Raw genomic sequence first — 25,613 nt, forward strand, 5'->3', positions numbered from 1 at the left:
CAAAAAAGATTCGGCAATAATGCGGCTAGTGCCTTATTCCTGCCGAACACTTTATCAAATCGTTTTTATTTTTTTTGCTTTCGATCTCCGGATAGCTTAAGGTGCCATATGTGCAGACAATATTTAGTAGGCGAAAAGCACCACCCGCCTTTTTCTACCTGAAGGATTCATAGTTTTTCTCGAAATAGTTGAGGTTTTACTATAACTTTTCCCGCAAAAAATAAAGTTACCTTAGGCAAAGCAGTGCTGCTGCCGGGTCCGGGTGCGCATAACAAAAGAAAAGGGTATCTCAAAAGCAACCCCTGTCACTTTTGAGACACCCTCATGCCGTTTAACCGTTTAACTCAACCCTTACCTGCAGAGTAATATTACTCTTTCAGGGGTATCGGGATTCAGGCACTTGCCGTCATCACTGAACTGATAACGCAAGCCGTGAACAATGTACTCTCCGGTGACCATATCTCCATATTCGTTGAGGTAATACCAGGAGCCGTTTGTCTTTATCCATTTGTCTTTGACGACTCTTCCGTTCGAATCGGAATAATGCCAGTCGTTGTTACAGAAGCTCCATCCGGTCTGAAGGGCACAATCCTTATCAAAGATATAGTCACCGTCATAATTGCAGAGATAAGTATCGCACATGGCAAGGCAGTCGTATTCATCAAAGTAGTACCACTTGCCGTTAATCTTCTGCCAGCCCGAGTATAGCTTGCCGTCAGAACCTACATAGACGTAAGTGTCATCGACAGGTACCCAGCCCTTCTTGTTTCCGGTCAGGTCGGTTGATTTTCCGGAAGCGTCAAATGAATAGACCTTGTCACCAAGCGTGTAAGTGGCAAAATCGCAGGCCATGACACCTTCTTCATCGAAATAATATTTCGTGTTGCCTGAAGTAAGCCACTGATCCCTGTAAAGCTTGCCGTCCGAGCCGCCGTATACCCATGCTTCCCCGTCGAGCCAATAGAGCCATGTCTTTAACCAGCCCTTGACCGTTCTGCCTGAATCGGGATTTCTGCAGACGCCGTTGGAATCGAAGTCATAAGCCTTTTCGTTGATGATGAAGTTCTTCTTATTGGCTACCATGCGGCCTTCTTCTTCGAAGTAGTACCACTTGCCGCCTTCCTTGTACCATTCGTTCCGGCGGCACTTTCCGCCGCCTTTGATGTAGTACCAGGATTCAGTCTTGCTGTCATAGTACCATCCGGTCTTGGATGTCAGCGCGCCGTTGCTTTCAAAGATCCAGACATCCCAGGCTGACCAGTCATCGGGGCTGTACCAGTCGAGCGTGGCGCCCGTGGACATGGAATAGCCCGGATAATTATAAGGATTAAAGTAATACCACTTTCCGTTTATCTTCTGCCATCCATCAACGATCTTTCCGTCCGGGCCGAAATAATAATATGTTCCGGCATCGTCTTCGAACCAGCAGTTGGTCTGCATCTTGCCGTTCGTGCCGAAGTAATAGTAAGTGTCGCCTATCTCGCGCATACCGGCATACATCGCGCAATACTGACCATATTCATTATCGTTATTAACATTGCCGAAGAAATACCAGCTGCCGTTAATCTGCTTCCAGCCCGTGTATGCCACACCGTTCGGACCTACATAGCCCCAGCCCGGTTTGGTCTCGTCATCCAGCCAGTAACCGTCGGAATCATAGCCCAGGTGGAGCTTTCCGCGCTGGACCCACTTGTTCTTTTCCATGTGACCCTTGGTGTCGAAATGGTAGGCCTTGCCGTCGATCAGAGCCCAGCAGTTTATTACGATGCTGCCGTCGTCCATGAAGTAATACCAGTGACCGTCGATCTCTTCCCAGGTGTTCCTGTAATACTCAGTCTCAGATATGAAGTAGCGCCAGTATTCGCCTTCGCCCTTCCATCCTGTTGTATCCGCCATGGCCGTTGCAGCCGGGATGAATGAGAGCATCATGCCCGCAGTCAGGGCGGAAGCCATAATCTTCTTAAATCTCATAAAAGTCCTCCTCAGTCTTGCCAAAGAATAATAACGTTATCCGGATTGTCGGGATTCAGGCACTTGCCGTTGGAATCGAAATTATAAACATAACCGTCAACGACATAGTGCTCGTAATCTGCAGCTGAACACCAGGGTGACAAGTAATACCAGGAACTGCCGGACTTGATCCACTTGTCGGCTACAAGATTTCCATCCTTGCCGGCGTAGAACCACTGATCTTCATACTGATACCAGCCTGTGACCATTTCGCACTTCTCATTGAAGATATAGGCTGTATCTCCCCACCAATAGTAGAACCCGTTGCGTGCTGCGGCGCCGTTATATTCATCGAACAGATACCACTTGCCATTGATCTGCTTCCAGCCCTCGGCCAGCTTTCCGTCTGATTCGATATAAACATCATAGCCGTTTATCTTGCTCCAGCCGGTCTTGTTGCCGGTGATATCTTTTGACTTTCCGTCCTTATCGAAGGAATAGAGCCTGCCGTCGACACGGTATTCCTCCATATCGCATACCATGAATCCGTCGTAATCGAAATAATACTTGGATCCGCCGTATGTGAGCCACTGATCCTCATAGAGCTTTCCGTTCTTATCAGCGTAGACCCAGCCCTTCTCCTCGTACCAGTCGTTATATGACTCGAGCCAGCCTTTTACCGTTCTGCCGGAATCGGGATTCGTGCAGACGCCGTTCGAATCAAAGTCATAAGCCTTGCCGTTGATGACAACGTTCTTCTGCCCTTTCATCATCCTGCCCAGAACGCCGAAATAGTACCATTTGCCGTTGCTCTTGACCCATTCGCTCCTGCAGCATTCACCGCCGCCCTTGACGTAGTACCATTCACCGTAATCGTAGAACCATCCGGTCCTGGTCGTAAGTGTTCCGTCGTTCTCAAAAGCCCATACCGACCACTCCTCGCTGTTGTAGTCTGGCTTGACACCCGTGCTCATCGTACTTCCGTAGTAGCCGAAAGGATCGAAGTAATACCACTTGTTGTTTATCTTTTTCCAGCCTTCGACAGCCTTTCCATTGGAGTCAAAATAGAACCAGTGTCCGGTATCATCCTTATACCAGAAGTTGCTCCTCATCTTGCCGTTTTCGCCGAAATAATAACAACCGTCGTTCAACGAGCGCATTCCGGCATACATGACACCGTATTCCGAATAGTAGCCTTCATCGTTGCTGTCTCCGAAGAAATACCAGCTGCCGTTTATCTTCTGCCATCCGCTGTAAGCGGCGCCGTTGGAACCGACGTAACCCCAGCCGGGCTTAGTCTCATCCTCTAACCATTTTCCGTTGGCATCGTAGCCGAGACCCAGATATCCGCGCTCGACCCACTTGTTCTTTTCCATGTGGCCCTTCGCGTCGAAATGATAGACCTTACCGTCGATCATGGCCCAGGTATTGGTGAGGGTGTATCCGTCATCATAGAAGTAATACCAGTATCCGCCGATCTCCTTCCAGGCATTCTTTACATATTCCGTACCGGAAGTATAGTAACGCCAGCCGTAATTCTCTTCCTTCCATCCCGTCGAATCCGCCATGGCCGTTGCCGGTATGAATGACAGCATCATTCCCGCGGTCAGTGCGGACGCCAGAATTTTCTTAATTCCCATTATTCTATCCTCCTTATAATTAAGTAATATTCATTTTATCAAATAAATTATAGGAAATGTTTACAATAAAAGACGGGCGCAGATATACAAGTTCCCCTAAAACAATGGGTTTTGACGGGTGTTGGGCGGGTAATGCTGTGTTAGGATCCGGGCCGGCGAAGGGGTGGGCAAAGGGCGCGAATGATAAAGAATGATAAAAGATGATAAAAATGATAAAGAATGATAAAAATGAGAATACGTTCTTTGACGAATAACAGCTGAGCCGTAAACCGTCTACCACATGCGTGGAGTTCAGACCCGGCCCGGAACTGCAAACCATATGTTGACTTGACTCCATAGACGGCAAATTATCCCAAACTGTTAATTATTGCCTCTGAGGGATAATTTTCAGAGGCAGAATTATCCCAAAAGTTCAAAAATGCTTTACTTGGGATAATTTTCGGCTCAGATTTTATCCCAAACAGCAAGAAAACCTCTTCTTGGGATAATTTCGAGCTCAATTTTTATCCCAAAGTCCCGAAAAATGGCTCGGCGGGATAATTCCAGCTGATCCGAAGATATCGTTATATCCCCAAGCCTCATAAATATTTCGAAACTGGATACTTTCAGCACGGTGTATCGTTTTATGGAAAAACTCCTCGAAAACGATACCTTCGGAAAGACAAAGATATCGTTTTTGAGAAAAAATCTTCGATAACGATATCGGAGGGTGCGCAACGATATCGCTTTTGAGAAAAAATCTTCGAAAACGATATCAGAGGGTGCGCAACGATATCGTTTTCGGGGAAAAATCTTCAATAACGATATCAGAGGGTGAGCAACGATATCGTTTTTGAGAAAAAATCTTCGAAAACGATACCTGCCATCTCCGCCAATCCAAAAGTAAGGGCTGCCTCAAGATGTTATCCGCATTTCGAGACAGCCCGCTTAGTATTTATCTATGTATCTGACAAGTTACTATTTAATATCTGAGTATGGATTGCGGCAGGCGCCGTCAGGACCGAAGTCATAGTAAATGCCGTCGATCTTGCATAATCCGGTCTTCATTACGCCGGCCGAGTCGAAATAGTACCACTTACCTTCGATAAACTTCCATGTCTCCTTCAGGAGGCTACCGTCGTTTCCGGCATAGTAATACCTGTTGTTATATTTGACCCATCCGTATGAGAGAACACCTTTATCGGTGAAATAGTAGCTGCTGCCATCGAAGGTCTGGAAACCGGTATACATATAGGGTGATTTAGCCGAGCCGAAGTAATACCACTTCCCGCCGATCCTGTTCCAGCCTGTGACCACTTCACCGCTCTTGTCCGCATATATCCAGCGCTCCGCAAAACCGATGTACAGACTGATCCATTTGCCGGTAACCATTTCGCCGGTATCGGGGTCAAAATAATAATTCTTGCCATCGACCTCAGTAAGTCCGTGTGGTGTATAGGGAAGGCTTGAGGGATCCTCATAGAAGTAATACCATATGCCGCCGATCTTATGCCAGCCTCGTATGGCTGCTCCCGTAGCATGATCGAAATAAAACCACCCTTCATTGTAACGGAACCAGCCAGTCCTCATGACACCGTTTTCGTCAAAGCCATAGATCTTGCCGTCGAGATAAACCCTGTTATTGGTCTTCATATACGGTCCGTAAAAATCATCTTCAACGAAGTAATACCACTTCCCATCGAGCTCTTGAAAGCCTTTTACCGCGTTACCGGAAACCGGATCAAAGTAATACCAGCGGTCATTGTATTTTACCCAGCCTGTCCGCATGGCGCCGTCGTTGCCAAAGTAGTAGTATGTGCCTTTAAAGTTGTTAAAGCCGGTCATGAGAACACCGACACTGTTGAAGTAGTACCACTTGCCGTCCATCTTCTTCCAGTCTGTGAAAAGCTTTCCGTTTTTTCCGGCATAATGCCACGATCCGCTATAAAGGATCCACTGGTCTGCCAGCATTGCGCCATCCGTTCCCGTTATGTAATACACGTCATTTTTGTAATCATGGATCGAGCCGGTCTGCATCCTGCCGGCCTGACTGAAGTAATACCACTTGCCGCCGATCTCCTGCCAGCTTACCGCTTTTTCGCCATCAATGTAGTAATACCAGTAACCGTCTTCTTTGGACCAGCCGTCTTTGGCATATGAAGCCTCATCGGCAACGGTCTCCTCGACCTCATAAATAACGGCAACCGTCTCATCTGACAATCCGTCTTCCGTCTGAACTTCGTCAGCCATGGCGATACAGCCGATCGAAGCCACAGCAACAGCAGCGACAGCTGCACTAATAAAATATTTCGCATTTATCCGGGTCTTCATTGGACACCTCCTGTCTTTATCCGAACGATTATGATTGTACTGTATGGATAACGAAAAAGAAAATTCTCCGTGAGTGCAACATTCTTATATTACTTACTGTATATATGGTATAGGAGGTGGGGATAACCATGAAAAAATATATGAAAACGTCACTGACACTTTTACTCACGGCACTTCTTCTGGCCGGTGTCGCAGCCTGCGGGAAAACAGGCGGCAGTAACACCGCTCCGACTACTGAGGTGATCAAGGAAAACTCTGAGGCCACGGAGCTTGAGGATGATTCGGATGCCACGGGTGTTGGGAATAACACGGACATCGCTGCCGGAATGTTTAAGGCAACCGAGCTTGTCCTGGTCGGGGAACACACATACTATCCGGCTGGTCTTTTCGATCAAAACGACCGTGACCGTGATTACAAGGATCACATGATCGAACAGCTCCAGGAAGCCGACAAGGATATCCACGATGACATCTATGTGTACGGGATAGGCGAATCCGAGGTGAGGGGCGAGTTCCGTTTCTTCGGCAAGATGATGAAGGACGGCGTAATCTTCGATACGGCCGACATGACCTGCTGGTATGACGAGGGAGCCGGCAGCCACTGGGAGATCAACTCCAGGTTCAGACGCACGGACTTCAGCAAGATCGGTCTGATAGATGCCGAAAAAGTTTTCAACATAGTATATGAGAATGCGTCCAAGTCCGAGAAGGCATTAAAGGTAGGAAAAGGACAGATCAGCGGCACATACGATCTCGTGGCAGATGCCGACGGCAGGGTTCTTTACAGATTCACGGTCAACAAATACAGCACGGTCGATGTCGACGCCAAGACCGGCGAGATCGTTTCCGAGCATTACTGGGACGGCATTTTTACATAAGAGTCGTTGTTGAAGCGTCTGCCTTCGGGTGACAACGGTCCGAAAAAGTGAAAGGTATCGTAAATGGAGATTTTTCTCCAAAAACGATACCTTTTTTTCTCAGCAAATATCGTAATCGGAGGTTTTCTTCCAAAAACGATACTTTCACCTTTCAGAAGATATCGTTATTGGAAAGTTTTCTCTGAAAACGATACCTTTGCTTTTCAAAAAGTATCGTTATTGAAGAGTTTTCCCGAAAAACGATATCTTTACTTCTTAACAAGCATCAGAACCAGTCAGAAAACCAGTCGTATACATCCTTAACAACTTCGGCTATGCCGTTGACGGAATGTCTAAAGTCCAGGCCGCCGCTGACGGTATCCATTTCGTCAAGGTTCAGTTCCATAAGTGCCATATCCTTATCATTGATCGAATCGTGAGTCATCATTTCTGTTTCCTCCATGGGTAATATCGTTTGATGACATCATTATCACAACGGCGAAAAGGACAAACAATCAGTAATCAGGTGCGTCTCTGGCGCATAAGCAACAGATTGGCAAAGAAGTGTTTCCGAAGTATTTTTATGCACTTCCCGTTTCCATTGTTTACAAATTATGCGATAAAATCTTTATAAACATTCGATAACCGGGCAAGCATATACCCAGGCAAGAAGAATCTTGCAACAGGACATACAAAGGACACATGCGCGGTATAACATTTCCCCAGGGAGGAAATAAGTAGATGGCCAGGATCTTGATCGTAGAGGACTCTGAAGAGCTTTTGACGCTTGTTGCCGACTTTTTCAGGAGCAAGGGTTCTTTTGAGGTCGACGCCGCAGCTGACGGCAACAGTGCGATCGAGCTTATCGGCAACAAAGATTACGACATCGCGGTCCTGGATATCATGCTTCCCGGTGCGAACGGATTTGAAGTCTGCAAGGCTCTGAGAGGAAAGAGCAGGTGTCCCATCGTGTTCGTGACGGCGCTTGGCAATGAGAGCAATATCCTGAAGGGATATGAGACGGGTGCCGACGATTACATGGTCAAGCCCTTTTCGCTCAAGGTGCTGTATGCCAAGTGCCTCGCGCTCCTTAACAGGACTGATGCGGATCTTCAGAATGAACCGGTGCTCGAATGCGGTGACATCAGGCTCTATCCTTTGCGCATGGAAGTTGAGGTTAGCGGACAAAAAGTCACGCTCGCTCCCAAAGAATATTTCCTCCTCAAGGTTCTCATGGAGAACAGAGGGATCGTACTCGGAAGAGACAGGCTCCTGGATCAGGTATGGGGAATGGGGTTCGACGGCTCGGACAGGGTCGTGGACACCCACATCAAGAAGCTGAGAAAGAGCCTCGGTGATTCCGGGAAAGCGATCAGGACTGTGATCGGCGGAGGTTATAAGATCTGCTGATCAGCGGGAAAAGGAGCGGACGTATGAAGAGTAAGCAGTCCATCACCAAGCCGAAGTTTTTGAAGATATTCGGTATCAGGTTACTTGTATGTCTGGGAGCATTTTCGATCCTTGCATTGATATCGTTAAAACTGCTCGACAGCTACACCCAGAATAAGAGATGGGACATTCTGAACGAACAGAGGAACCACATTGAAGAAACGGTCGTAAAATATTGCGCTGCTGATCCCGGAAGAATGGAATACGACTGGTATATGTATGCAGTTCTTCTCAATTTCCACGCGTATGCGGCCTGCGATGACAACTATGCGGAATTATGCATCGGTGACATGAAGATAGCAACCGACAGGGATACTGCGATCGTCATCATTCCGGACGAAGGCACGAACAGATCGTTCGTCTTATCAATCGAGGACATATCTTATCTGGATCCGCTGGATGAATATATGGACGGCAAGATCAGTTATAAGAAATTATCCGACCGCATGATCAAAAACAATTACGATCCCCTTTTTGCCGCAACTCCGGGAATGGCTGAATACGTCGGCGATGAATATTCTTATGAAGTCCAGACCATATATATCAATTACGAAGAAAACACATTCATACCCGGCATCGTAAGGGTCAGAAACGATGAAGGCGAAAGCTATAAAGTTGACTGCACTCCGATGGACACAAAGGGATATGAATTTTTCGAACTGGACGGCATTTACGAAGATTACAGAACTCTGCAGATCTTTTACAGGGCGGATCCGGATCTTACGTTAGATAACTCGGACCTCCTTATATTCAGCTTCCCGGATATGACTTATACCTGTTTCACGCAGGAAGAATATGAACTCATGGTCAAACCTGAGATTGCGGATCAGAAATTCCCCTGGATGATCACGTACACATATCCCGTGGAAAAGTCCGTTTTCGAGCTCGCGCCCATATCTTCGGCCCTGATAATCTACATCAGTCTGTTCCTTGCCCTGGCCATCTCGCTCTTACTCGCTTTCGTTAAGTATCAGAGGGAAAAGACCATTTGGAACATCTTCCTCTACAGGACTAAAACGACCGAAGCCATGGCGCATGACCTCAAGACTCCCCTGGCGGCGATCCGCGCTTATGCCGAGAACATCGAAGCTTCGGCAGATGACCCTGCAAAGATCCGTGAATACTCGAAAAACATAACGGACAAGGTTGAGTCGATGGATCAAATGATCACGGACATCCTCTCCCTCTCGAAAAGCGAATCGCGCAAGACAGTTGTAACCGCGGAACCCGTAAGTGTACAGGCTCTTATTAAAGAAAGCCTCACCGCTTTCCCAGACATGAAGACGGAGATAACCGGTGATGACGTAACGCTCAAGACAGACAGGAAGCTGTTTAAGCAGGCAATAGACAATCTCTTCTCAAACTGCGACAGATACGGCGATAAGAACGTCACTGTCATTATCGGGATCTCGCCCGAGGCGCTCACGATAACAAACAGCACTAACATGAACTACGCCGATGTGGAATCCCTGAAGCAGCCCTTCGTCAAAGGCGACAACACCAGAGGCAGCAAAGGCACAGGCCTGGGACTGTCGATCGCCGACAACAACCTGAACATCCTGGGTTACAGGCTCGGGCTGACGTCCGAAAAAAGGACGTTCACCGCCACGGTGAAGTTTAAGGCTTAACGGGCTAAGTCCGTCTCCACCTTCGGCAAAAACAACAATGCAATGTAGGTTTTGCCGAAGGTCATTCCAGAAAATATAAACCTTCCTGATGCTATTTGCGTGTCGGTTTTATAGGGACTTTTGTCGTTTGTCTGTAAGATTGCCTGTCGGTTTACGTAATATTGTGTCGGTATTGTCGGTTTTTGTACGGAATCAATAGTGTTTTCATGTCGGATCCTTGTCGTACTTTGTCGCCCGGAAAAGCTAAAAAACGGTAATCCTTTGGATCTCAGACCGCAAGCAGCCATCATGGGTTTACAGATCAGCCTTGAGGCCGTCAAGCCTGGCTCCGCCACATTCTGGCGAATGCTCCGGGCTTGACTGCCTCCGTCTGATCTGTTTTTGGTCTGTAGGCTGCTTGCGGACAGAAAGCGGTCTTTTAAGGCTTATATTCTTCAATTGAGTCAGTGAGCGTGATCCAGACAACGGGACGGACGCAGATCCCCTCGGAAAAGACTAAGCAGCCGTCAACACCGTCGGCATTTTTAACGGTGTCAATGTTGCCGAAGCAGTCGACTTCTGCAGCTCTGTTGGCAGATGAAGCCGGCGTACGAAGCCACCACCAGCCTGTTTTCATGCCGCTTTCAGGTTTATTTTCTTCATTTACCGATGCGCCGCGGGAAACAGCATAATCGGTAAGAGCAGACATGCGGTCTTCAGTGCCCGTAAAATACAGCTGGGCTTCCTCGAGGCTCAGACAGAACACCTTATCCTCGGTGTCGTTGCCGCCAGGGGTTCCGTATAACGGGTTGTCATCATTCTTTATCGTTGCGGTCTGTATCAGGCTCTTCTCGCTGTCTGAGAAAGCAGCATCGTAGAACTTCTCGTTTAACCATTTTCTGATGGAGCTCTTCTCCCAGGTAATATCCGCCATGTCGTAGTAGTACATGGCCGCATCGAGCAGATATTCGGACATGATCAGGGCTTTGCCGTCACGTATCTCGAGCACGCGCCACTCGATGGGTTCGGTCTCAAACGTATCCGTTCCGGATATGACACTTTGCGGATAGGTACCGAACAGGATGTGGTCGCCCTCCGAGATGCCGTCATCTTCCTCTGAGGTCTCTGACTCAGTCTCGGATTCTGAAGATGCCGTTGTATCTTCCGGACCTTTTTTCTGACAGGATGCCACGATCACACAGCAAAGAAGGACTGCCAGTAAACCAACGATCTCTTTTTCCATAATGATTTCCCTCTTAAGATATTAACTCATAATTGAAGATCAGATACTTCTGTAAAACACATAGATGCATGTCAGCAATGCTCCATTGAGATGAAGTAGATATGCCCGTATTTCTCCGACATGATTATGCTGTTGTTTGTCCGTGCCGTGAAACCGCCGCCTGTATGACCGTAGCCGATGGTGTTGTCGGGCATCAGACCGCAGCAGTATCCTTTGTCGTTTTTAAGAAGGATCTCCATGGATTCCTCCTTCAGGAGCTTGCCGTTGAACAGTGCCCTGTCGAAAGCCAGGAAGTCGGTAAGGCAGGTGCAGATACCGCCGTCTCCCCTCTCGCTGTTCGGGGACATCGAATAACCGTGTTCATCAACGGCTCCGAATTCCAGCTGTTCCTTAAAGTCCACGGGCACGTATGTATATTTGTCGACTCTCATGGAATATGAATTCTTCATGCCGCAAGGTTTAAAGATGTGCTTCTCCAGATAATCGCAGTACTTCATGCCTGACACTTTCTCGATTATGTAGGCGAGGAGTTTGTAATTGGTGTTGCTGTATGTCATCAGGGTGCCCGGAGCATAAAGCAAAGGCGCGGCATACATCGTCTTCAGGAATTCCTCATCGGAGATATTGTCGTGATAGAGGTCGCGCATGCGGCCGTTCAACGCTTCGCCCTCAAGGCCCCAGAACAGCTCGGGTTCATTGAGATAATCCGGGATGCCGGAATTCATGTGAAGGAGATTGTATATCGTTATGTCTTTGCCTGTCTCATATTCGGGAAAGTATTTGCCGAGCGTGTCGTTGATGTCGAGCTTTCCCTTTTCCTGTAACTGGAGGATGCATACGGCAGTATAAAGCTTGCTGCATGAAGCTATGTCGAAAACAGTATCCTGGGACACGAGGGTCTGTCCGTCCTTCTCTGTGGCGTCCTCCGCATACAGGTAGATGACATCCTCATCGGTGGCGACAACGAGACTGCCCTTGCATTTCTTTTTGCCGTAAGCGGCAAGAAGGTCTGCGTATTCCTCTTCGGGATTGGTCCATCTGCGTTCGTCTGCCGTAAGCTGTATCTTCTTAAGCGAATACTCTGATTCCTCTTCCTTTGTGCATCCGGCAAAAGAAAGCACCATCGATGCGATAAGAACCGCAGAAGTAATCTTGTTGACGTATCCTCGTCCATGCACTTTCATGTTGATCCCACCCTTCCCTGTTATTATCAAGTCAGGCCCTTTTTCAGGCTTCCTGAAATGAATATAGCAAAGCAAGTTGGAGTCTTCTTGAATACTTTATGTGTTTTTCGTGGAGAGCGGGAGAATTATCGAAGCGACTACATCCTGACCGTCGTTCTCGAGGGCGACCGTACCGTTCTGGCGCTCTATTATCAGCTTGCCGAGATAGAGTCCCAGACCTGAACCGCCGTTCCTTCTGCTCCTTGAATTATCCGTCCTGTAGAAAGCTTCGAAAAGATGCGGCAGATCCTTCTCGTCAATGTGCGAATCCGTATTGCGGATCTTCGTTACTATCTTTCCGTCTGAAGTTCCTGAAGTGACGGTCACTTTCGAACCTTCGGATGAGTAGAACACGGCATTCGACAGGAAAGAACCGACCGCCATCGAAGTGAGGTCCTTATTGCCTTCAAAGAAAAGTCCGTCATCTATCGCCGTCTCAAGAGCGATCCCTCTTACGTCCAGGAGATCACTTATCTCTTCAATGCGTTTCTTTAATATCAGGCCGAAGTCTTCAGTCTGGAGCGCGATCTCGTTTCCCGCCTGCATCCTGGATGCCGTGAGGATCTCATTGATCAGCGATTCCATGCGCTTCAGGTTCGACAACGTCTTCGGAAGATACGTCTCAAGATCATTATAAGGCTCTATTCCGTCCATCATGCCGCGGACCTGTCCCTGGGCGATGGTGATCGGGGTCTTCAGCTCATGCGAGGCAGCGGCAAAGAACACATCCTTCTGCTTCTCGAGTTCACTGGTGCGCTCCATCTCCCTTTCAAGTTCTTCCGTCCTGTTGTTGAGCTTGGTTATCGTCTCGTCCAGATTTGAAGAGAGCATGTCGAGATCCCTGCCTAGGTCGCCGATCTCGTCGCGTCTTTTAAGTCTGCTCTTCGCGGTAAAATCCATCTTCGCGATCTTTCCCGAGACGGCGGAAAGCTTTTGTACGGGTCTTGCAAAAAGAAGAGTGTAGATAAACGAACACAGGAGCGAGACGAGCACGATCGCCGCGACGATCAGAGGCAGTGTCTTTTGCAGCGCCTGCCAGAGAACGTTCTCGCCTCTTTGCGACCACAGGCAGACGACAGTATATTCATTCTTTATCTCCTGCGCGAAATAAACGTGTTCGGAGATCATGAAGTTCATCTCGGCATCACTGTCGGGACCTGTGAGCTGCTTTACGTCCCACCTCGTCCTCAGCGCATACTCCGAACCGGGTACGGAAACGGGAAGCCTGTTGGGGTCATCATGTTCGCCCTTGTAGAAGACTATGTGGCATTCGTTTGCGAGGATGAACTCGTCCACCATCTGGCCGCATTCCCTGAACTTGACCGTGCCGAGTTCCTTGGCGAACTTTTCGAACGCCGTCTCTAGTTCGGTCCTTCTGACCATGTTCCAGGTCAAAGGAGTGGCCCTGTAGAGAAACGCGTAGATCAGCACACCGAACATCACCTGCACGATGAATGTGATAAGGAAGACCTTGAAAGATAATCTGTCAGTTATCCGTTTGCGCGACACGGTACCCGCGGCCTCTCACTGTCTCGATAACTCCTTCGCCAACCTTGTGGCGCAGGTTCTTGATATGGCTGTCCACTATGCGCTCGTCAACTATCGCGCTGTAATCCCAAAGCATCTCGAGAAGGCGGTCCCTCGTGTACACGCGACCCGGATTCTCTATGAGCGTCAGAAGGATGGCGTATTCTTTTGAAGTAAGCTCGATCTCCTTGCCGCCGACCATGACCTTCGCCATGTCGGGGATCATGACTATGTCCTTATAACAGACCTTTGCGTATTCCTCAGCTGAAGACGGAGTGTCACGCCTCAGCACTGCCTTTACCTTGCGCAGGAACACCGGCATCGAAAAAGGTTTGGTGACATAATCGTCCGCCATGGAATCGTAGCCCTTTACCATCGACTTCTCGTCATCTAAAGCCGACAGGAATATGACCGGAACGTCAGACTCTTTCTTTACGAATTCACAGACGCCGTAACCGTCGATCTTCGGGATCATGATGTCCAATATGACAAGGTCGACCTTCTCCTTGCCGAAAAGGCCGATGGCGGCAACACCGTCCTCCGCCTCCACTACCGAATACCCGTCATTAATCAGGTAGCTTGCCAGAAGCTGCCTCAACTCGGGTTCATCCTCAACGATCAGTATCTTTTTCATATTGTGATTATAGAATACTTTTGTGGATTTTATGTGCAGAACCGGTTACGGAAAGATCACTTGGTGCGTCCCGCAGGAAAAATAAAATACTTATGCTATCATAACCTCAAATTACTAAGAACAGGGGAACAGATACATGCCATTAGTTCAGGCAAAATGCGAGAACTGCGGAGCGCTGCTCAATGTCCGGTCCGATCTCAAAGCCGCCAACTGCCCGTACTGCGGCGCGGCTTATGTCGTACAGGACGCGATAAATTACTTTAACTCCGTCACGAACATAGAACACCTTCATGCAGATGTGGTGAACATCTCCGACGCGAAATCAACAGATAGTCTGCTCAAGGCTGCAGAGGCTTTCATGAAGATAGGTGATCTTGAATCAGCCGTATGGAAATATGCCGATGTAAGGGACATGACGCCCCAGGATCACCGCGGATGGTGGGGACTTGCAAGATGCGGCATGAAAAGATACGAGCTCGGAAACACACCGTGGCAGACTCAGAAATCCATAAAGGATGAGAATCCGGACTTCTGCATGTCGACCGTAAAGAAAGTCGACCGCATGCTTTCCGATATCCCAGGTTCCATCTCAGAGATCAGGGAGAATTACAGAAAATGCCTGATGTTCGCACCGCCCGCCGAAAAGTATGAGATCGAGGCGGCATGGAACGGATTCATTTCTTTTGCCCGCAAATCCTTCGACAAGTTCGGAGCGGATTTCATCAGCGACATGAAGAACTTCAAACACAACAAAGATGCGGTCCAGGCAAAGATCGATAATGTCAAATCGAAGATAAAAGCCCAGGAAAGCAAGATAAGCAGCATGAAAAAGAAGCATGACGACGAGACCAAAGACTTTAAGAGCAGCCACCGTCCCGGTCCTCTCGATTATTATTTCTACCATGACTCCGACTCGAGCGGATGGAGATCGCTCTTACTGCTGTTCGGGATCTCGCTCGGACTGGCAATAGTAATATTCCTCATAAGTTTCTTCGGTTTCCATAAAGAATACGGCCTGGCATCCGTAGTCGTAATACTGCCTCTGATACTGATATTCGGCATATGCAGCGACGTAAGATACAAGCGCAACCAGAAAGCCGGCACCAAGCAGTATGAAAAAGATCTGTCACATTCTTCCGATGTAAACAAAGAGACCGGTGAACTCAACAATCTGGAAAAAGAGCTGAGAAATCTGCAGTACGAGATGCAGAGATACAACGAGGCAGAGGCAGAAGCCCGTAAGGTAATTGAGAGGATCGGGGAGATCGCGAAGATATTCTGATCAGACGAAAAAAATATACATTAATTAAGAGTTGTTTCACAGAGAAAAATCCGGATCAGAAAGTGGTCCGGATTTCTTTGTTTTGCAACGATATTGAAATCGTTGCATTATCGCTGCAACGATTCTTGAAAGGATAACGAGATAACACCTCTTTTTCTTTAATGATACGCGCCGGAACGATAATCCCGGCGCGTATTATACTTGCTCTTCAATGAAGGGTGAAGCCGCTGAAAACATTAAGGACGTTCTTTTTAACAGCCAGTTCCTGGCCGACTTTAATTCTGTCGGTCTGAACATGCAAAATGTTATGGCTTATGGCCCTGAGGCAATTGATGTTGTCGCAAGGTGCCTGGCTCTTAAACACATCAGCATAAATGACCTGGTCGAAGAAGAACGCGAGAAGCGACTCAGACGAGAAGCAGAGTCACCGCGCAAGTGCTCCGCAAGAGTCTGAGACATTCGGGGAGGAATCCTATGACGGGTTCCTCCCTTTTTGCACTAATAGTATTCGCCACAATTTGATATACTTCATTTAATGCATCTATTTCGTTCGCGGAGGAATTATATGTTTTGTATGAATTGTGGACAACAACTGCCTGATGGAGCAAAGTTCTGTTTGAATTGCGGAACACCTCAAGGAGCAGTATCTCCAACAGGAACCACCCAATCTGAAACTATCAATCTTGACGGAATGCATACATTTGTACCTGCAATGTGTCCGAACTGTAATGCACATATGAAGGTTGATACAACTTCAAATGTAGCTCGATGCGATACTTGCGGTACAGAGTGCCTCGTTCAGGATGCTATCAAAACTCTTACCGTCAGAGGTAATATTCAGGTTGGAAACGCAACAATCAATGTTAGTGGAACAAATACTGATGGCCTTCTCCAAAGAGTAGAGATAATGCTTGGCGATGGGGACTTCAGTGGAGCAATGTCAAGGTGTGACACCATTCTGGATACTGATCCTACGAACGGTAGAGTATATTTATATATGCTTATGTCTCAGTTGTGTTGCAGAAGGAGAAATAATCTCGCCGATCAGAAGACTCCGTTTGATGATAATCAGTATTATCTCAAGGCTATGCAGTACGGCGATCCTGAACTTAGGAATGAACTTCAGGGATATATCAACTCCATTAATGCCAGAAACAATAATCCCGAGATCGGAGACGAGATACACTTTGGAACTAACAATGGTCAACGTATCTGGTGGAAAGTGCTTAGTGTCAGAGATCATACGGCTTTAATAATCAGCAGCAAAATTATCTGCGAAAAACCTTATCAATATCCCGCAAAAAAAATAACTTGGGCTGACTGCACGCTGAGGGAATATCTTAACAACGAATTTATTAAAGGTTATTTTTCACCTGCGGAACAGGCAAGAATCCAACCTTGTAGACTTAATAATGACAAGAATCCTTATTACAATACTCCGGGTGGAGATTCAACTACTGACATGGTTTTCTTGTTGAGCATAGATGAAGCTAATCAATTATTCGCTAACAGTCAGGCAAGAGCCTACGATAATTTTTGGTGGCTCCGGTCACCTGGTAGTCGTCCTTCTGAAGCAGCTACAGTTGACATTTATGGCGATGTCCGCACGAATGGCGAACGTGTCAACCGTAGTGACTATGGAGTTCGCCCCGCTATGTGGATACAACTTGATTGATCTAATTCAACTAACAATAACACTCAAAGACTCGGCACAATCCGGGTCTTTTTTATTGCTTAATTATTCTTGTTCTTATGAAAAAATCTACAGAAAGGAGCCTAACATGAAATACTCATGTATCTTCAATCTCTCAAACATCCAATTGGGATTACATGAACACCATTCTCAGTCGTATAAGCCATAGGTGCATTACCGCAAATAACAATAAGTGCTGAAGGTTCTCGGTATGTCGGTTTAGGATGTTCTGAATTCATTAGGGCCTTTTCATTATGATCAGCAATTGCCTTCTTGAATCTAAGCAAAGACTCTTCAGCTTCAGGAATTCTTTGAGCACCCAACTTGATTTCTATTAAACCATACTTCCCGTCGGCTGCTTGATAAACAGCATCCGCTTCAAGACCAGCACTATTTGCATAATGCAATATTTTTGCCCCGTGAGCATCTGCATATGCAATTAGATCCCTTAAAACAAGATTCTCAAAGACATGTCCAAACAAATCAAAATCATTATTAAAATACTCAGGAGATAGACCTAATGCAGCAATCGCAATCGAAGGATCGATGAAAATGTGTTTCTTAGCAGCACGAATAGCTGTCTTAGATCTTATTTGCGGAGTCCAGGCATCTATATCCTTTAATATAAATAACTCCTCTAATCTGTTTATGTATGTGTCTATAGTACTATCCGATACATCTTTGCTTGCTTTAATATCAGCGTAAATACTTGTCTTTTTTGCAGTAGTCGCTATATTTCTTGCATAAGACCATAGAATAGTTCTTGCAATCTCCGGATTGCGTTTTACACCGTCTATTGCACTTATATCCTTCTCATAAATCTGCTGATAATAATCCTTAGCTATCTCCAAAGCTTCCTGTCTATCTTTGAAAATAAGACATCTCGGCCATCCTCCGCGACAAGCTGCAAATATCAACTCCTCAAATGATAATTCCGATTTATTTCCTTCAAACTCATAACCATCCCTATCAATCATTTCGGATAATGATACATTCCCGACCGAATCACCGAATTCCCACAATGTCATCGGATACATCTTAATCTCGCTTATTCTTCCCGTACCAGTATGCGGTGTATCGATCTTCTTACTACTTGAACCTGTAAGATAAAACTCGCCTGTCGATTCGGGGTTATCATCGCAATTCTTTCTTATTGTTCCCCAAAGCTTAGGCGCATCCTGCCATTCGTCGAATAATATCGGCTTCTCATTATTTAGCAACAGCTTTGGTGAAGTTTCCGCTACTGAAAGATATCCGCTTCTTTTTTCTTCGTCTTGAAATTCAATAACGGTTTTACATCTTTCACTTGCAGTTCTGGTTTTACCGCATCCTTTCGGACCTACGATATTGACTGCATTAAAAACCTTGGATTTTCTATCCAGTTCGTTATCTACAACTCGTCTTTTGTATTCCACGGTCTCCACCTTCTAAACAGTTGATTTTCAGCCTTATATTATACTTGTTAAACACTTTTCGCAAGTTTTGTTGGGCGTTTTTCGGCATTTCTGTTGGGCGTTTTTCGGCATTTCTGTTGGGCGTTTTTCGTTTTTCGTTGCGTAACAATGAAGCACTAACTTGTCATAAGTATTCGCACACTTGACAAAACCTTGCATATTATCACCGAGTGGAGCCACTGACACCAATTTACACATCGTGAAATACACACCAAAGATGTCGTTATTCTGGCTCAATATGGATTATCCGGCAAATGTGCGATTTGAGACTTAACCTGAAGGACATACAGGTCAAGCTGCCTGGAAAGCTGATAAGACAATAAATATCATTGAATGATTCGTTTCTTAACACTAAATGTAGAACCAACCCGTGTATGATATAATTTCTGTATCAGGAGGTGCTTATGTCAAACGATTTGGCTCTAGCTAATGCAATCGCGTCCGTAGAAATGGAAGGCCTTTATCTTAGTGATGAAGGTTATGAATTGTGTCGCCAATATTCCAATAATGAAATCACATGGAATGAATTTCTGACTAAAGCACTTGAGCTTGTTAATAAGCAAGACTAATGGGATATAGTATTGATCCAATTTCCGCAGATTGTTATAAAGGTACGACTTGTTTGATAAACAAGTTCGGTATTAAAGATGAGAAAAAGCTCTCGCAAATGGAAACTCTAATCACTACTGCAAAATGCAAGGAGTTAGAGGTAAATCCTATTGATGGCGATTTTGGATTTGAACATTATAAAGCTATACACAAGTATATCTTTGAGGATCTTTACGATTGGGCAGGAAAAGTAAGAACTGCTTCCATTTCTAAAAAAGGCACTATTTTCACTTTGCCGGAATCAATCGAACCTCTAGCGGATAGAATATTTACAGGCTTGCAGAAAGAAAACTGCTATATCGGATACGATAATAACCAGTATATAGAATCCATCGTTGACTTTTACTGCAGAACTAATATGCTTCACCCTTTTAGAGAGGGAAATGGAAGAACTCAAAGAGTTTTCTTAACACAGCTTATTCGTCATAGTGGTCATGATATAAACTTTTCAACTATTGATACGGACGAACTAATGATTGCTACTATTCAATCCGCAAACGGAATCGTTGATTATCTGAGAAATCTGTTCAGAGAATCTATTATCTGAAATAGTTCCTTAAGTACAGGCTAGACTTATGTAGAGATATGTTAAACCAGCGTGAATTTACATATATGTAAGGGTAGATTTGTGTAGATGAGTGTAGAAAGGATAATAGGGTATTTCAGGGCGATCCCGACTATGAAACCGCTTGACCGATAGTCTATCTATTCAGCGTCCAATTTGGTTCTTTAAACTCAATATAATCAGGCATTTCAGCTCATTTTGCCACGTGCAAGATAGGCTTCATTTTTGTTTTGCTACGACAAATCTCCGGAAATTGTCGCAACCCCAGTCTGATGTTTTCTTACTATTGCCGCGTCATTTTTGCAACGATTTTGAAATCGTTGCAAAGTTGCAATCGAAGATAACCAAAGATACGAGAACACATAGTTCTGATTTCCTTAACAAACAATCCTCTCTGGCGTCGGCACCGGGATTCGAACCCGGACACCGCCTGAGCGGCTACTCACGGTTTAGCAAACCGCTGCCTTACCGGATTAGGCTTATGCCGACATATGGCAGAGACCCAAGGAATCGGACCTTGATCTAATGATTCAGAGTCATTTGTGCTGCCGTTGCACCAGATCTCTATATGGCGCCGTGTGAGAGATTCGAACTCCCAGTGCTTTTTACACACAACGGTTTTCAGGACCGACCCTCCTCCCCGCTAAGGTAACACGGCGTATTGGCAGTCCCTGTACGATTCGAACGCACACCAAAGGCGTCAAAGGCCTCTGTGCTGCCTTTACACCAAGGGACTTAAATGTGGTGATCGCAGAGAGGATCGAACTCCCATTTTCCGGTTCGTAGCCGAACGGTCTATCCGTTAGCCTATGCGACCCTGATTGGAGCCTCCGACAGGACTTGAACCTGCATGACACAGTTTTGCAGACTGTATGCCGAGCCGATCGGCGGCAGAGGCATTTGGTCGGAACACAAGGATTCGAACCTTGAACCTGACGGATATAAGCCGCCTGCTCTACCGTTGCGCTATATTCCGATGGGGTGTGGGTGTAAGACAGGACAACCTTCAGCACGGATCAGATGAGAAGTTGTATGCCTGTCTGTCCCACATGGTCGTAGCAGATAGAGTCGAACTACCGTTACCCGCTTATCAGACGGGGTTCCTGCCTTTGAAAGATGCTACGATACTGGTGCCGGTCGAGGGTAACGCTCCCACTAGTGTCCTGGGACGACGGATTTACAGTCCGCCCCGCCTCTTTAACGGAATACACCGGCATGTTTGGTTGCGGAGCCGGGAGTCGGACCCGGGAGATCAAACTTATGAGGCTTGCCCGGAAGCCGTTCCTCTCCGCAGTTTTGGTGTCTGAACAGGGGTTCGAACCCTGAAGATACTGATCTTGAATCAGCCGTGTCTGCCAGTTGCACCATTCAGACATTTGGCACCCGCACGAAGACTCGAACTCCGATCCGCGGTTTAGAAGACCGCTGCACTGTCCGGTTGTGCTATGCGAGTATGTTGGTGCGCCAGCCCGGATTCGAACCGGGAGTGACACGGGGCTTAAACCCGCCGTATATGCCGTTCTACTACAAGCGCTTATGGTACCTCCGGTGGGAGTCGAACCCACAAAAAGACCCGGATTCTTAGTCCGGCGCATATGCCGGTTCTGCTACGAAGGTATGTGGTATCCCCGCCCGGATTCGAACCGGGATAAAGACGCTTCTGAGACGCCTGCGTATACCTGTTCCGGCCACGAGGATATGCACTTCGATCACCGCTATTGATTCAAGACTTTAATGATCGAAGAATGAAAACGCTGAGACAGTGACGTTTTACCGCAGCATCATCCGCCGTTGGAAGCGGGCTGTCACACAGCCTGTTAAGCTGTAGCTGCGATGAACACAGGTTTTGTAAAAGCCTGCAAAATCTTACGTAAAGCCTTATAGATATCCTTTGGGCACATTCTTCCCTGCTAAAGGATTCACAGTTTGCGGACTGTTAGAGTTGCACTTACTCGTACCGTCTCTTACTTCGCCTTGCGGGCTGGTAAGCCATCATCTTACAGATGGATAAGTTCATTGTCGGTCTTTACGTGACAAGCACTTTTGCCGTAATGGTGGTTAATACCGGATTCGAACCGGCGACACTTCGATTAGGAGTCGAATGCTCTACCCGCTGAGCTAATTAGCCCGAACTTCAGATTGGCTGCGAGGCTTGTCTTTGGACGCCGGTACCTTTTGGATACCGTCCATCCGTCACAGTCATGCTTGTCTTGTTATCGACTTACTTGAAGATGAAAGACCTGCCTTTCGGTTTAAGACCTTTCATGGACATCAGACCAACACTGTCTCTTACGGAGTTCGTGTCGGTAAGCTGCCGGCCGTCCACCCATTTCTGAGTTAGTATAGGGCATCTCTCAATGCCCCTGCCCGTTCATGCTCTCACCAGTCGGCCTTGAGCAGAAGACCGGGTATCGGTCGTACAGGTTTTCCGTTGAACTGCATCAGATGCAGTCGCGATGCGCGGAAGTTCTAAGCGCTGTCACTTTATCCCCGTTGCCGGGTTTATCTTAAACGGCCCGAAACCGGCCGTATCTGGTGGGCAGTGTTGGTGTCGATCCAACCTACACGGTGCTTCAAACCGCTGCTTTCACCGGATTAGCTTACCGCCCTAAAATACGGGACAATTGGGTCACTGATCCTCATTGCCCCGGGGATGTTTTGCATGGAGTGCCTGTTTCCCTGCAAGACATCTTATTGGCTCCCTTCGCAGGAATCGAACCTGCATTATCTGATTAACAGTCAGGCATCCTACCTTTGAATGAGAAGGGAATGTTTAAAGATTAAGTTGTCAAGGTCCGCGAGAATAAAAAGACCGTCCGGTTTTATTCTCATTCCGGACGGTCTTATGAAATCAGTCTTTTTGCTTGTGCCTAAACAAAAGTCAGTTCACATAGCGACCGTCCGTGTTCGTTAAATCTATAGCTGCCGTAAAAGCGTATGCGGTTATCCGAAGATATCTGGACAAATGAACATGCCAAGCTTAACGCCGTATTCATGAGCGCTTTGAGGTTAATCGTAAGTTGTCTCAACATAGTAGCCATCTGCTGTTCCTTTTTCCTTTCCGCAAGTCATAAAAAAAGAAGTGCTGTACGATCCAAACCTTATATTTCAGGTTCAGATGTCGGACAGGCACTTCCTTCATCTGGCGAGATTGTAGCACTGCAAAATGCCTTATGCAAGGGGTTTTTTGAAGATTTGCAAAAAACTTTTTGGGTACCGCAAACACATATATTTACACTATATTCTATAGGCTATAATAACGATAATTAAGAAGTTTAAGGGGAGGACAAAACAGATGAATCTTTGCACCGAATGTCACTGGGACGGATGGGACCGGATAGTCGCTATCTATCCCGAAGTATGCACTGTTCTTCCCGAATACATAAACGACAAAGAGAACTACAAGATCGTTCTTCTCGAGAAGGGCGTGCTCGAAATAAAAGACGGCAGGAAAAAATTCGAGGTAAAAGCTCCCGCGCTCATATGCCTCACGCAGAGAGACAAACTTGATTACCGCATCGTAAAAGAGATAAAAGCAGAGGTCTTATTCTTCAAGCCTTCAGCAATAAGAGACGAGTTCACGTTCGAGCGCATCGATGCGGGCGAGTTCGCCGAAGCATACGGCCAGACAATCTATCAGGACTATATCCTCATAAGGTTCTTCGGCGCCGGAAAGGATCTGTCGGACCACGTCATCCAGCTTACCGTGAACGGATTCAAGCGCCTTAAGGAATATTACTTATCGACCGAGAAGGAACTCCTGGAACAGAAAGACGGTTTCTGGCCCTGCCGCAGCAGATCGTATCTTATGGAAATGCTGCACTTCATCGTCTATTCCTTCGTGGAAGTCGCACCTGAAGAAAAAGAATCCTCAGGACAGGAAGAATTCTCGAAGATAGCGGAATACCTGAACGAACACATTGACGAGCACATAACACTTGAAACACTCACGAAGAAGTTCGCCATAAACCGCAACAAGTTAAATGCCCTCTTCATGGAACAGTCCTCCATGACGTGCCTTAACTATCTGCTCAATTTAAGGCTGGACCTTGCAAAGATCCTCCTTACCAAGACCGAGCTCCCCATAGGCGAGATCAGCGCCAGGGTCGGATATCCCGATGCAAACTACTTTGCCAAGATCTTTAAGAATGCGGTCGGAAAGACGCCTTCGAAGTACAGGGAGACACAGAGAAAGGAATAACTATTTTCTTCCTTTGTGCAGATATTACTGTTTTCCGTGAGGATATTTCTAATACCCTCTTCCCTCCCCCATGTAGAATCGGGTCAGAAGGAGGGCAAAAAAGATGTCATTACGAATAAAAGCGGCATATCCGGTCACGGCGATAACGTTCCTTGGCATCCTCATGTCAGGGTGTTCGGCGGAGATCGTAAACACGACGGAGACCACTGGCATCACACCCCTGTCTGACAGTGAGATAACCGCCTCTTTTGCCTCGGAAGGCATAAGTAACATTGTTATAAACTCAATAAACACAAGGGATTCGGCAGAATCGGGCGAAAACACGCAATATACGCTCAAAGACACCGTCAGCGTCACTTATGAGGCTGACATAATGGGCGGGATACTGTCCCAGACGGTCTCAAAAGACCTCGAATTCTGCCTGAACGGCACGACCGGCTCATGGGAGATGACGGATGAGACCACGACAGCCTGTGAGGTCGACAACTCGGCACTCGTATGGAGCAGTTGGAAGACTGACATAACCAGTTCGGATGAGATATCGGATCTGTTCGGCGGAAAAATACAAAGCGGAGATACGGGAATCCTCTACATCCGTTTCTCCAAAAAGATCGGACTCTTTGCCTTCAACCTCAGCAACGCACAGAACACGCCGACAGAGCGGTTCTTCACCACAGTCGGAACGGGAGCAAAGCTCGCCTGGGCAGGAAATAACTGCACAGTGGAGAAAGGCGCAAGCATCACTGGAGGATCGGTAACTGATTCGGGCGACCTCTTCATCGACATCGAGTCTGAAGGCAGCAAATTAAGGCTTAACCTGAAGACGGATGCAGTTCAGATATCCGAGCAGGAATACGATGAGGCGGCAGGCCGTGAAGTATCGGATTCAAAGGTATATATGGATAAGCTGCCCATCTTTGAAGTTACCACAACGAGCATGGAGAACGGCGAATGGAAGCAGATAACGGGCCTGAAAGAAGGCAATCAGTCTCCCGAACTTACCTGGGAACCCGTCGAAGGTGCCTCATGTTATGCGGTATTCCTGATAGACACGACGACAACCAACTGGCTCAGTTGGTACGTGGTGACCGATAAGATCCACCTTGATGAAGGAGAATACACCGACCAGTCGGTATATATCGGACCATATCCTCCGGGAACGCACACATATGAGCTGTATGTGATCGCATTAAGAGCGGAACCCAAAGACATCAAGTTTCCTCTGGATCAGTCCGGCGGTGAGATCAGCCAGAAGATGAACTCTCTCAACACCGCAGCAGACGGTACAACCGGCAACGTATTGGCATACGGCACGATCAAGGCTCCATATACTGCACCCGAGCTCTACTACGATTACCGCTAGATCTTC

Annotated in this window: 19 protein-coding genes and 16 tRNA genes; 10 read left to right on the plus strand and 25 right to left on the minus strand. The window is 46.9% G+C overall.

Annotation, left to right across the window (positions count from 1 at the left end; all coding sequences use genetic code 11):
- Window positions 1-351 precede the first annotated feature (351 nt).
- From BO18_RS23605 to BO18_RS23615, 3 genes are all read right to left on the minus strand, one after another.
- The gene (locus BO18_RS23605; RefSeq protein WP_034450089.1) at window positions 352-1,971 is read right to left on the minus strand and encodes a hypothetical protein; all 1,620 of its coding nucleotides are present in this window, start codon (window positions 1,969-1,971) and stop codon (window positions 352-354) included.
- Window positions 1,972-1,982: 11 nt separating this feature from the next.
- Window positions 1,983-3,590: a hypothetical protein gene (locus BO18_RS23610; RefSeq protein WP_034450091.1), complete on the minus strand. Its 1,608-nt coding sequence runs from the start codon at window positions 3,588-3,590 to the stop codon at window positions 1,983-1,985.
- Window positions 3,591-4,547: 957 nt separating this feature from the next.
- Window positions 4,548-5,900, minus strand: a complete 1,353-nt coding sequence (locus BO18_RS23615; protein ID WP_034450093.1) for a hypothetical protein — start codon at window positions 5,898-5,900, stop codon at window positions 4,548-4,550.
- A 128-nt stretch (window positions 5,901-6,028) separates the two neighbouring features.
- On the opposite strand from BO18_RS23615, the gene BO18_RS23620 reads away from it, so the two are divergent.
- On the plus strand, window positions 6,029-6,778 hold the full coding sequence (locus BO18_RS23620) for a hypothetical protein (RefSeq protein WP_034450094.1): 750 nt from the start codon (window positions 6,029-6,031) through the stop codon (window positions 6,776-6,778).
- Between the two features lie 265 nt (window positions 6,779-7,043).
- Here BO18_RS23620 and BO18_RS35060 read toward each other — a convergent pair whose 3' ends face one another.
- Window positions 7,044-7,205: a hypothetical protein gene (locus tag BO18_RS35060; protein ID WP_185752562.1), complete on the minus strand. Its 162-nt coding sequence runs from the start codon at window positions 7,203-7,205 to the stop codon at window positions 7,044-7,046.
- 293 nt (window positions 7,206-7,498) lie between these two features.
- Here BO18_RS35060 and BO18_RS23625 point away from each other — a divergent pair, with 293 nt between their 5' ends.
- Window positions 7,499-8,167: a response regulator transcription factor gene (locus BO18_RS23625; RefSeq protein ID WP_034450095.1), complete on the plus strand. Its 669-nt coding sequence runs from the start codon at window positions 7,499-7,501 to the stop codon at window positions 8,165-8,167.
- 23 nt (window positions 8,168-8,190) lie between these two features.
- Complete coding sequence (locus tag BO18_RS23630; protein ID WP_034450097.1) at window positions 8,191-9,834, plus strand: sensor histidine kinase; 1,644 nt, start codon at window positions 8,191-8,193, stop codon at window positions 9,832-9,834.
- A gap of 418 nt (window positions 9,835-10,252) precedes the next feature.
- Here BO18_RS23630 and BO18_RS23640 read toward each other — a convergent pair whose 3' ends face one another.
- The 4 genes from BO18_RS23640 to BO18_RS23655 all read right to left on the minus strand — a co-directional run bounded on the left by BO18_RS23640 (window position 10,253) and on the right by BO18_RS23655 (window position 14,440).
- A complete protein-coding gene (locus BO18_RS23640) occupies window positions 10,253-11,056 on the minus strand; it encodes a DUF6273 domain-containing protein (RefSeq protein WP_034450101.1) in 804 nt (267 codons plus the stop codon).
- 71 nt (window positions 11,057-11,127) lie between these two features.
- Window positions 11,128-12,240 (minus strand): serine hydrolase domain-containing protein, encoded by a 1,113-nt coding sequence (locus tag BO18_RS23645; protein ID WP_185752563.1) that lies wholly within the window; start codon window positions 12,238-12,240, stop codon window positions 11,128-11,130.
- A gap of 96 nt (window positions 12,241-12,336) precedes the next feature.
- Window positions 12,337-13,788: a sensor histidine kinase gene (locus BO18_RS23650; protein ID WP_051689103.1), complete on the minus strand. Its 1,452-nt coding sequence runs from the start codon at window positions 13,786-13,788 to the stop codon at window positions 12,337-12,339.
- Window positions 13,766-14,440 carry a response regulator transcription factor gene (locus tag BO18_RS23655; protein WP_034450105.1) on the minus strand — a complete coding sequence of 225 codons (675 nt, stop codon included), beginning with the start codon at window positions 14,438-14,440 and terminating at the stop codon, window positions 13,766-13,768. The genes BO18_RS23650 and BO18_RS23655 overlap by 23 nt, the downstream gene beginning before the upstream one ends.
- A gap of 136 nt (window positions 14,441-14,576) precedes the next feature.
- Between BO18_RS23655 and BO18_RS23660 the strand changes: the two genes are divergently transcribed.
- The 3 genes from BO18_RS23660 to BO18_RS33435 all read left to right on the plus strand — a co-directional run bounded on the left by BO18_RS23660 (window position 14,577) and on the right by BO18_RS33435 (window position 17,397).
- Entirely contained in the window at window positions 14,577-15,722 is a 1,146-nt protein-coding gene (locus BO18_RS23660) for a zinc ribbon domain-containing protein (RefSeq protein WP_034450107.1), read from the plus strand.
- 211 nt (window positions 15,723-15,933) lie between these two features.
- Complete coding sequence (locus BO18_RS23665; RefSeq protein WP_034450110.1) at window positions 15,934-16,176, plus strand: hypothetical protein; 243 nt, start codon at window positions 15,934-15,936, stop codon at window positions 16,174-16,176.
- A gap of 111 nt (window positions 16,177-16,287) precedes the next feature.
- Window positions 16,288-17,397: a DUF6273 domain-containing protein gene (locus BO18_RS33435; protein WP_051689104.1), complete on the plus strand. Its 1,110-nt coding sequence runs from the start codon at window positions 16,288-16,290 to the stop codon at window positions 17,395-17,397.
- Window positions 17,398-17,522: 125 nt separating this feature from the next.
- Here the strand turns inward: BO18_RS33435 and BO18_RS23675 are convergent, their stop codons facing one another.
- Complete coding sequence (locus tag BO18_RS23675) at window positions 17,523-18,830, minus strand: ATP-binding protein (RefSeq protein ID WP_034450112.1); 1,308 nt, start codon at window positions 18,828-18,830, stop codon at window positions 17,523-17,525.
- 443 nt (window positions 18,831-19,273) lie between these two features.
- Here BO18_RS23675 and BO18_RS35065 point away from each other — a divergent pair, with 443 nt between their 5' ends.
- Together BO18_RS35065 and BO18_RS23680 are read left to right on the plus strand one after the other, a co-directional pair.
- On the plus strand, window positions 19,274-19,438 hold the full coding sequence (locus BO18_RS35065; protein WP_185752564.1) for an antitoxin VbhA family protein: 165 nt from the start codon (window positions 19,274-19,276) through the stop codon (window positions 19,436-19,438).
- Complete coding sequence (locus BO18_RS23680; RefSeq protein WP_034450115.1) at window positions 19,438-20,025, plus strand: Fic/DOC family protein; 588 nt, start codon at window positions 19,438-19,440, stop codon at window positions 20,023-20,025. The genes BO18_RS35065 and BO18_RS23680 overlap by 1 nt, the downstream gene beginning before the upstream one ends.
- Window positions 20,026-20,438: 413 nt before the next feature.
- Here the strand turns inward: BO18_RS23680 and BO18_RS23685 are convergent.
- The 16 genes from BO18_RS23685 to BO18_RS23750 all read right to left on the minus strand — a co-directional run bounded on the left by BO18_RS23685 (window position 20,439) and on the right by BO18_RS23750 (window position 22,812).
- Window positions 20,439-20,532, minus strand: a tRNA-Ser gene (locus tag BO18_RS23685).
- A 3-nt stretch (window positions 20,533-20,535) separates the two neighbouring features.
- Window positions 20,536-20,609: transfer RNA gene (locus tag BO18_RS23690), tRNA-Gln, on the minus strand.
- Between the two features lie 3 nt (window positions 20,610-20,612).
- A tRNA-Ser gene (locus BO18_RS23695) sits at window positions 20,613-20,701 on the minus strand.
- 4 nt (window positions 20,702-20,705) lie between these two features.
- Window positions 20,706-20,779, minus strand: a tRNA-Gln gene (locus tag BO18_RS23700).
- 6 nt (window positions 20,780-20,785) lie between these two features.
- Window positions 20,786-20,860, minus strand: a tRNA-Arg gene (locus BO18_RS23705).
- A gap of 5 nt (window positions 20,861-20,865) precedes the next feature.
- A tRNA-Cys gene (locus BO18_RS35070) sits at window positions 20,866-20,941 on the minus strand.
- 3 nt (window positions 20,942-20,944) lie between these two features.
- A tRNA-Ile gene (locus tag BO18_RS23710) sits at window positions 20,945-21,019 on the minus strand.
- Window positions 21,020-21,093: 74 nt separating this feature from the next.
- A tRNA-Ile gene (locus tag BO18_RS23715) sits at window positions 21,094-21,167 on the minus strand.
- 173 nt (window positions 21,168-21,340) lie between these two features.
- Window positions 21,341-21,417, minus strand: a tRNA-Leu gene (locus BO18_RS23720).
- 3 nt (window positions 21,418-21,420) lie between these two features.
- Window positions 21,421-21,496, minus strand: a tRNA-Arg gene (locus BO18_RS23725).
- 4 nt (window positions 21,497-21,500) lie between these two features.
- Window positions 21,501-21,577, minus strand: a tRNA-Leu gene (locus BO18_RS23730).
- 3 nt (window positions 21,578-21,580) lie between these two features.
- Window positions 21,581-21,660 (minus strand) — tRNA-Leu (locus BO18_RS23735).
- A gap of 3 nt (window positions 21,661-21,663) precedes the next feature.
- Window positions 21,664-21,741, minus strand: a tRNA-Leu gene (locus BO18_RS35075).
- Window positions 21,742-22,095: 354 nt separating this feature from the next.
- Window positions 22,096-22,171, minus strand: a tRNA-Arg gene (locus tag BO18_RS23740).
- 405 nt (window positions 22,172-22,576) lie between these two features.
- Window positions 22,577-22,652, minus strand: a tRNA-Phe gene (locus BO18_RS23745).
- A gap of 86 nt (window positions 22,653-22,738) precedes the next feature.
- A tRNA-Asn gene (locus BO18_RS23750) sits at window positions 22,739-22,812 on the minus strand.
- A 526-nt stretch (window positions 22,813-23,338) separates the two neighbouring features.
- On the opposite strand from BO18_RS23750, the gene BO18_RS23755 reads away from it, so the two are divergent.
- Window positions 23,339-24,244, plus strand: coding sequence for a helix-turn-helix transcriptional regulator (locus BO18_RS23755; protein ID WP_034450117.1), 906 nt, complete (start codon window positions 23,339-23,341; stop codon window positions 24,242-24,244).
- A 103-nt stretch (window positions 24,245-24,347) separates the two neighbouring features.
- Entirely contained in the window at window positions 24,348-25,607 is a 1,260-nt protein-coding gene (locus tag BO18_RS33440) for a YbhB/YbcL family Raf kinase inhibitor-like protein (RefSeq protein WP_051689105.1), read from the plus strand.
- Window positions 25,608-25,613: the final 6 nt, after the last annotated feature.

Source organism: Butyrivibrio sp. AE2032, assembly GCF_000702965.1.

Bases quoted from the DNA above. Each gene is read 5' to 3' on its own strand.
- BO18_RS23605 (WP_034450089.1), bottom strand. From the start codon at position 1,971: ATGAGATTTAAGAAGATTATGGCTTCCGCCCTGACTGCGGGCATGATG.
- BO18_RS23610 (WP_034450091.1), bottom strand. From the start codon at position 3,590: ATGGGAATTAAGAAAATTCTGGCGTCCGCACTGACCGCGGGAATGATG.
- BO18_RS23615 (WP_034450093.1), bottom strand. From the start codon at position 5,900: ATGAAGACCCGGATAAATGCGAAATATTTTATTAGTGCAGCTGTCGCT.
- BO18_RS23620 (WP_034450094.1), top strand. From the start codon at position 6,029: ATGAAAAAATATATGAAAACGTCACTGACACTTTTACTCACGGCACTT.
- BO18_RS35060 (WP_185752562.1), bottom strand. From the start codon at position 7,205: ATGATGACTCACGATTCGATCAATGATAAGGATATGGCACTTATGGAA.
- BO18_RS23625 (WP_034450095.1), top strand. From the start codon at position 7,499: ATGGCCAGGATCTTGATCGTAGAGGACTCTGAAGAGCTTTTGACGCTT.
- BO18_RS23630 (WP_034450097.1), top strand. From the start codon at position 8,191: ATGAAGAGTAAGCAGTCCATCACCAAGCCGAAGTTTTTGAAGATATTC.
- BO18_RS23640 (WP_034450101.1), bottom strand. From the start codon at position 11,056: ATGGAAAAAGAGATCGTTGGTTTACTGGCAGTCCTTCTTTGCTGTGTG.
- BO18_RS23645 (WP_185752563.1), bottom strand. From the start codon at position 12,240: ATGAAAGTGCATGGACGAGGATACGTCAACAAGATTACTTCTGCGGTT.
- BO18_RS23655 (WP_034450105.1), bottom strand. From the start codon at position 14,440: ATGAAAAAGATACTGATCGTTGAGGATGAACCCGAGTTGAGGCAGCTT.
- BO18_RS23660 (WP_034450107.1), top strand. From the start codon at position 14,577: ATGCCATTAGTTCAGGCAAAATGCGAGAACTGCGGAGCGCTGCTCAAT.
- BO18_RS23665 (WP_034450110.1), top strand. From the start codon at position 15,934: ATGAAGGGTGAAGCCGCTGAAAACATTAAGGACGTTCTTTTTAACAGC.
- BO18_RS33435 (WP_051689104.1), top strand. From the start codon at position 16,288: ATGTTTTGTATGAATTGTGGACAACAACTGCCTGATGGAGCAAAGTTC.
- BO18_RS35065 (WP_185752564.1), top strand. From the start codon at position 19,274: ATGTCAAACGATTTGGCTCTAGCTAATGCAATCGCGTCCGTAGAAATG.
- BO18_RS23680 (WP_034450115.1), top strand. From the start codon at position 19,438: ATGGGATATAGTATTGATCCAATTTCCGCAGATTGTTATAAAGGTACG.
- BO18_RS23755 (WP_034450117.1), top strand. From the start codon at position 23,339: ATGAATCTTTGCACCGAATGTCACTGGGACGGATGGGACCGGATAGTC.
- BO18_RS33440 (WP_051689105.1), top strand. From the start codon at position 24,348: ATGTCATTACGAATAAAAGCGGCATATCCGGTCACGGCGATAACGTTC.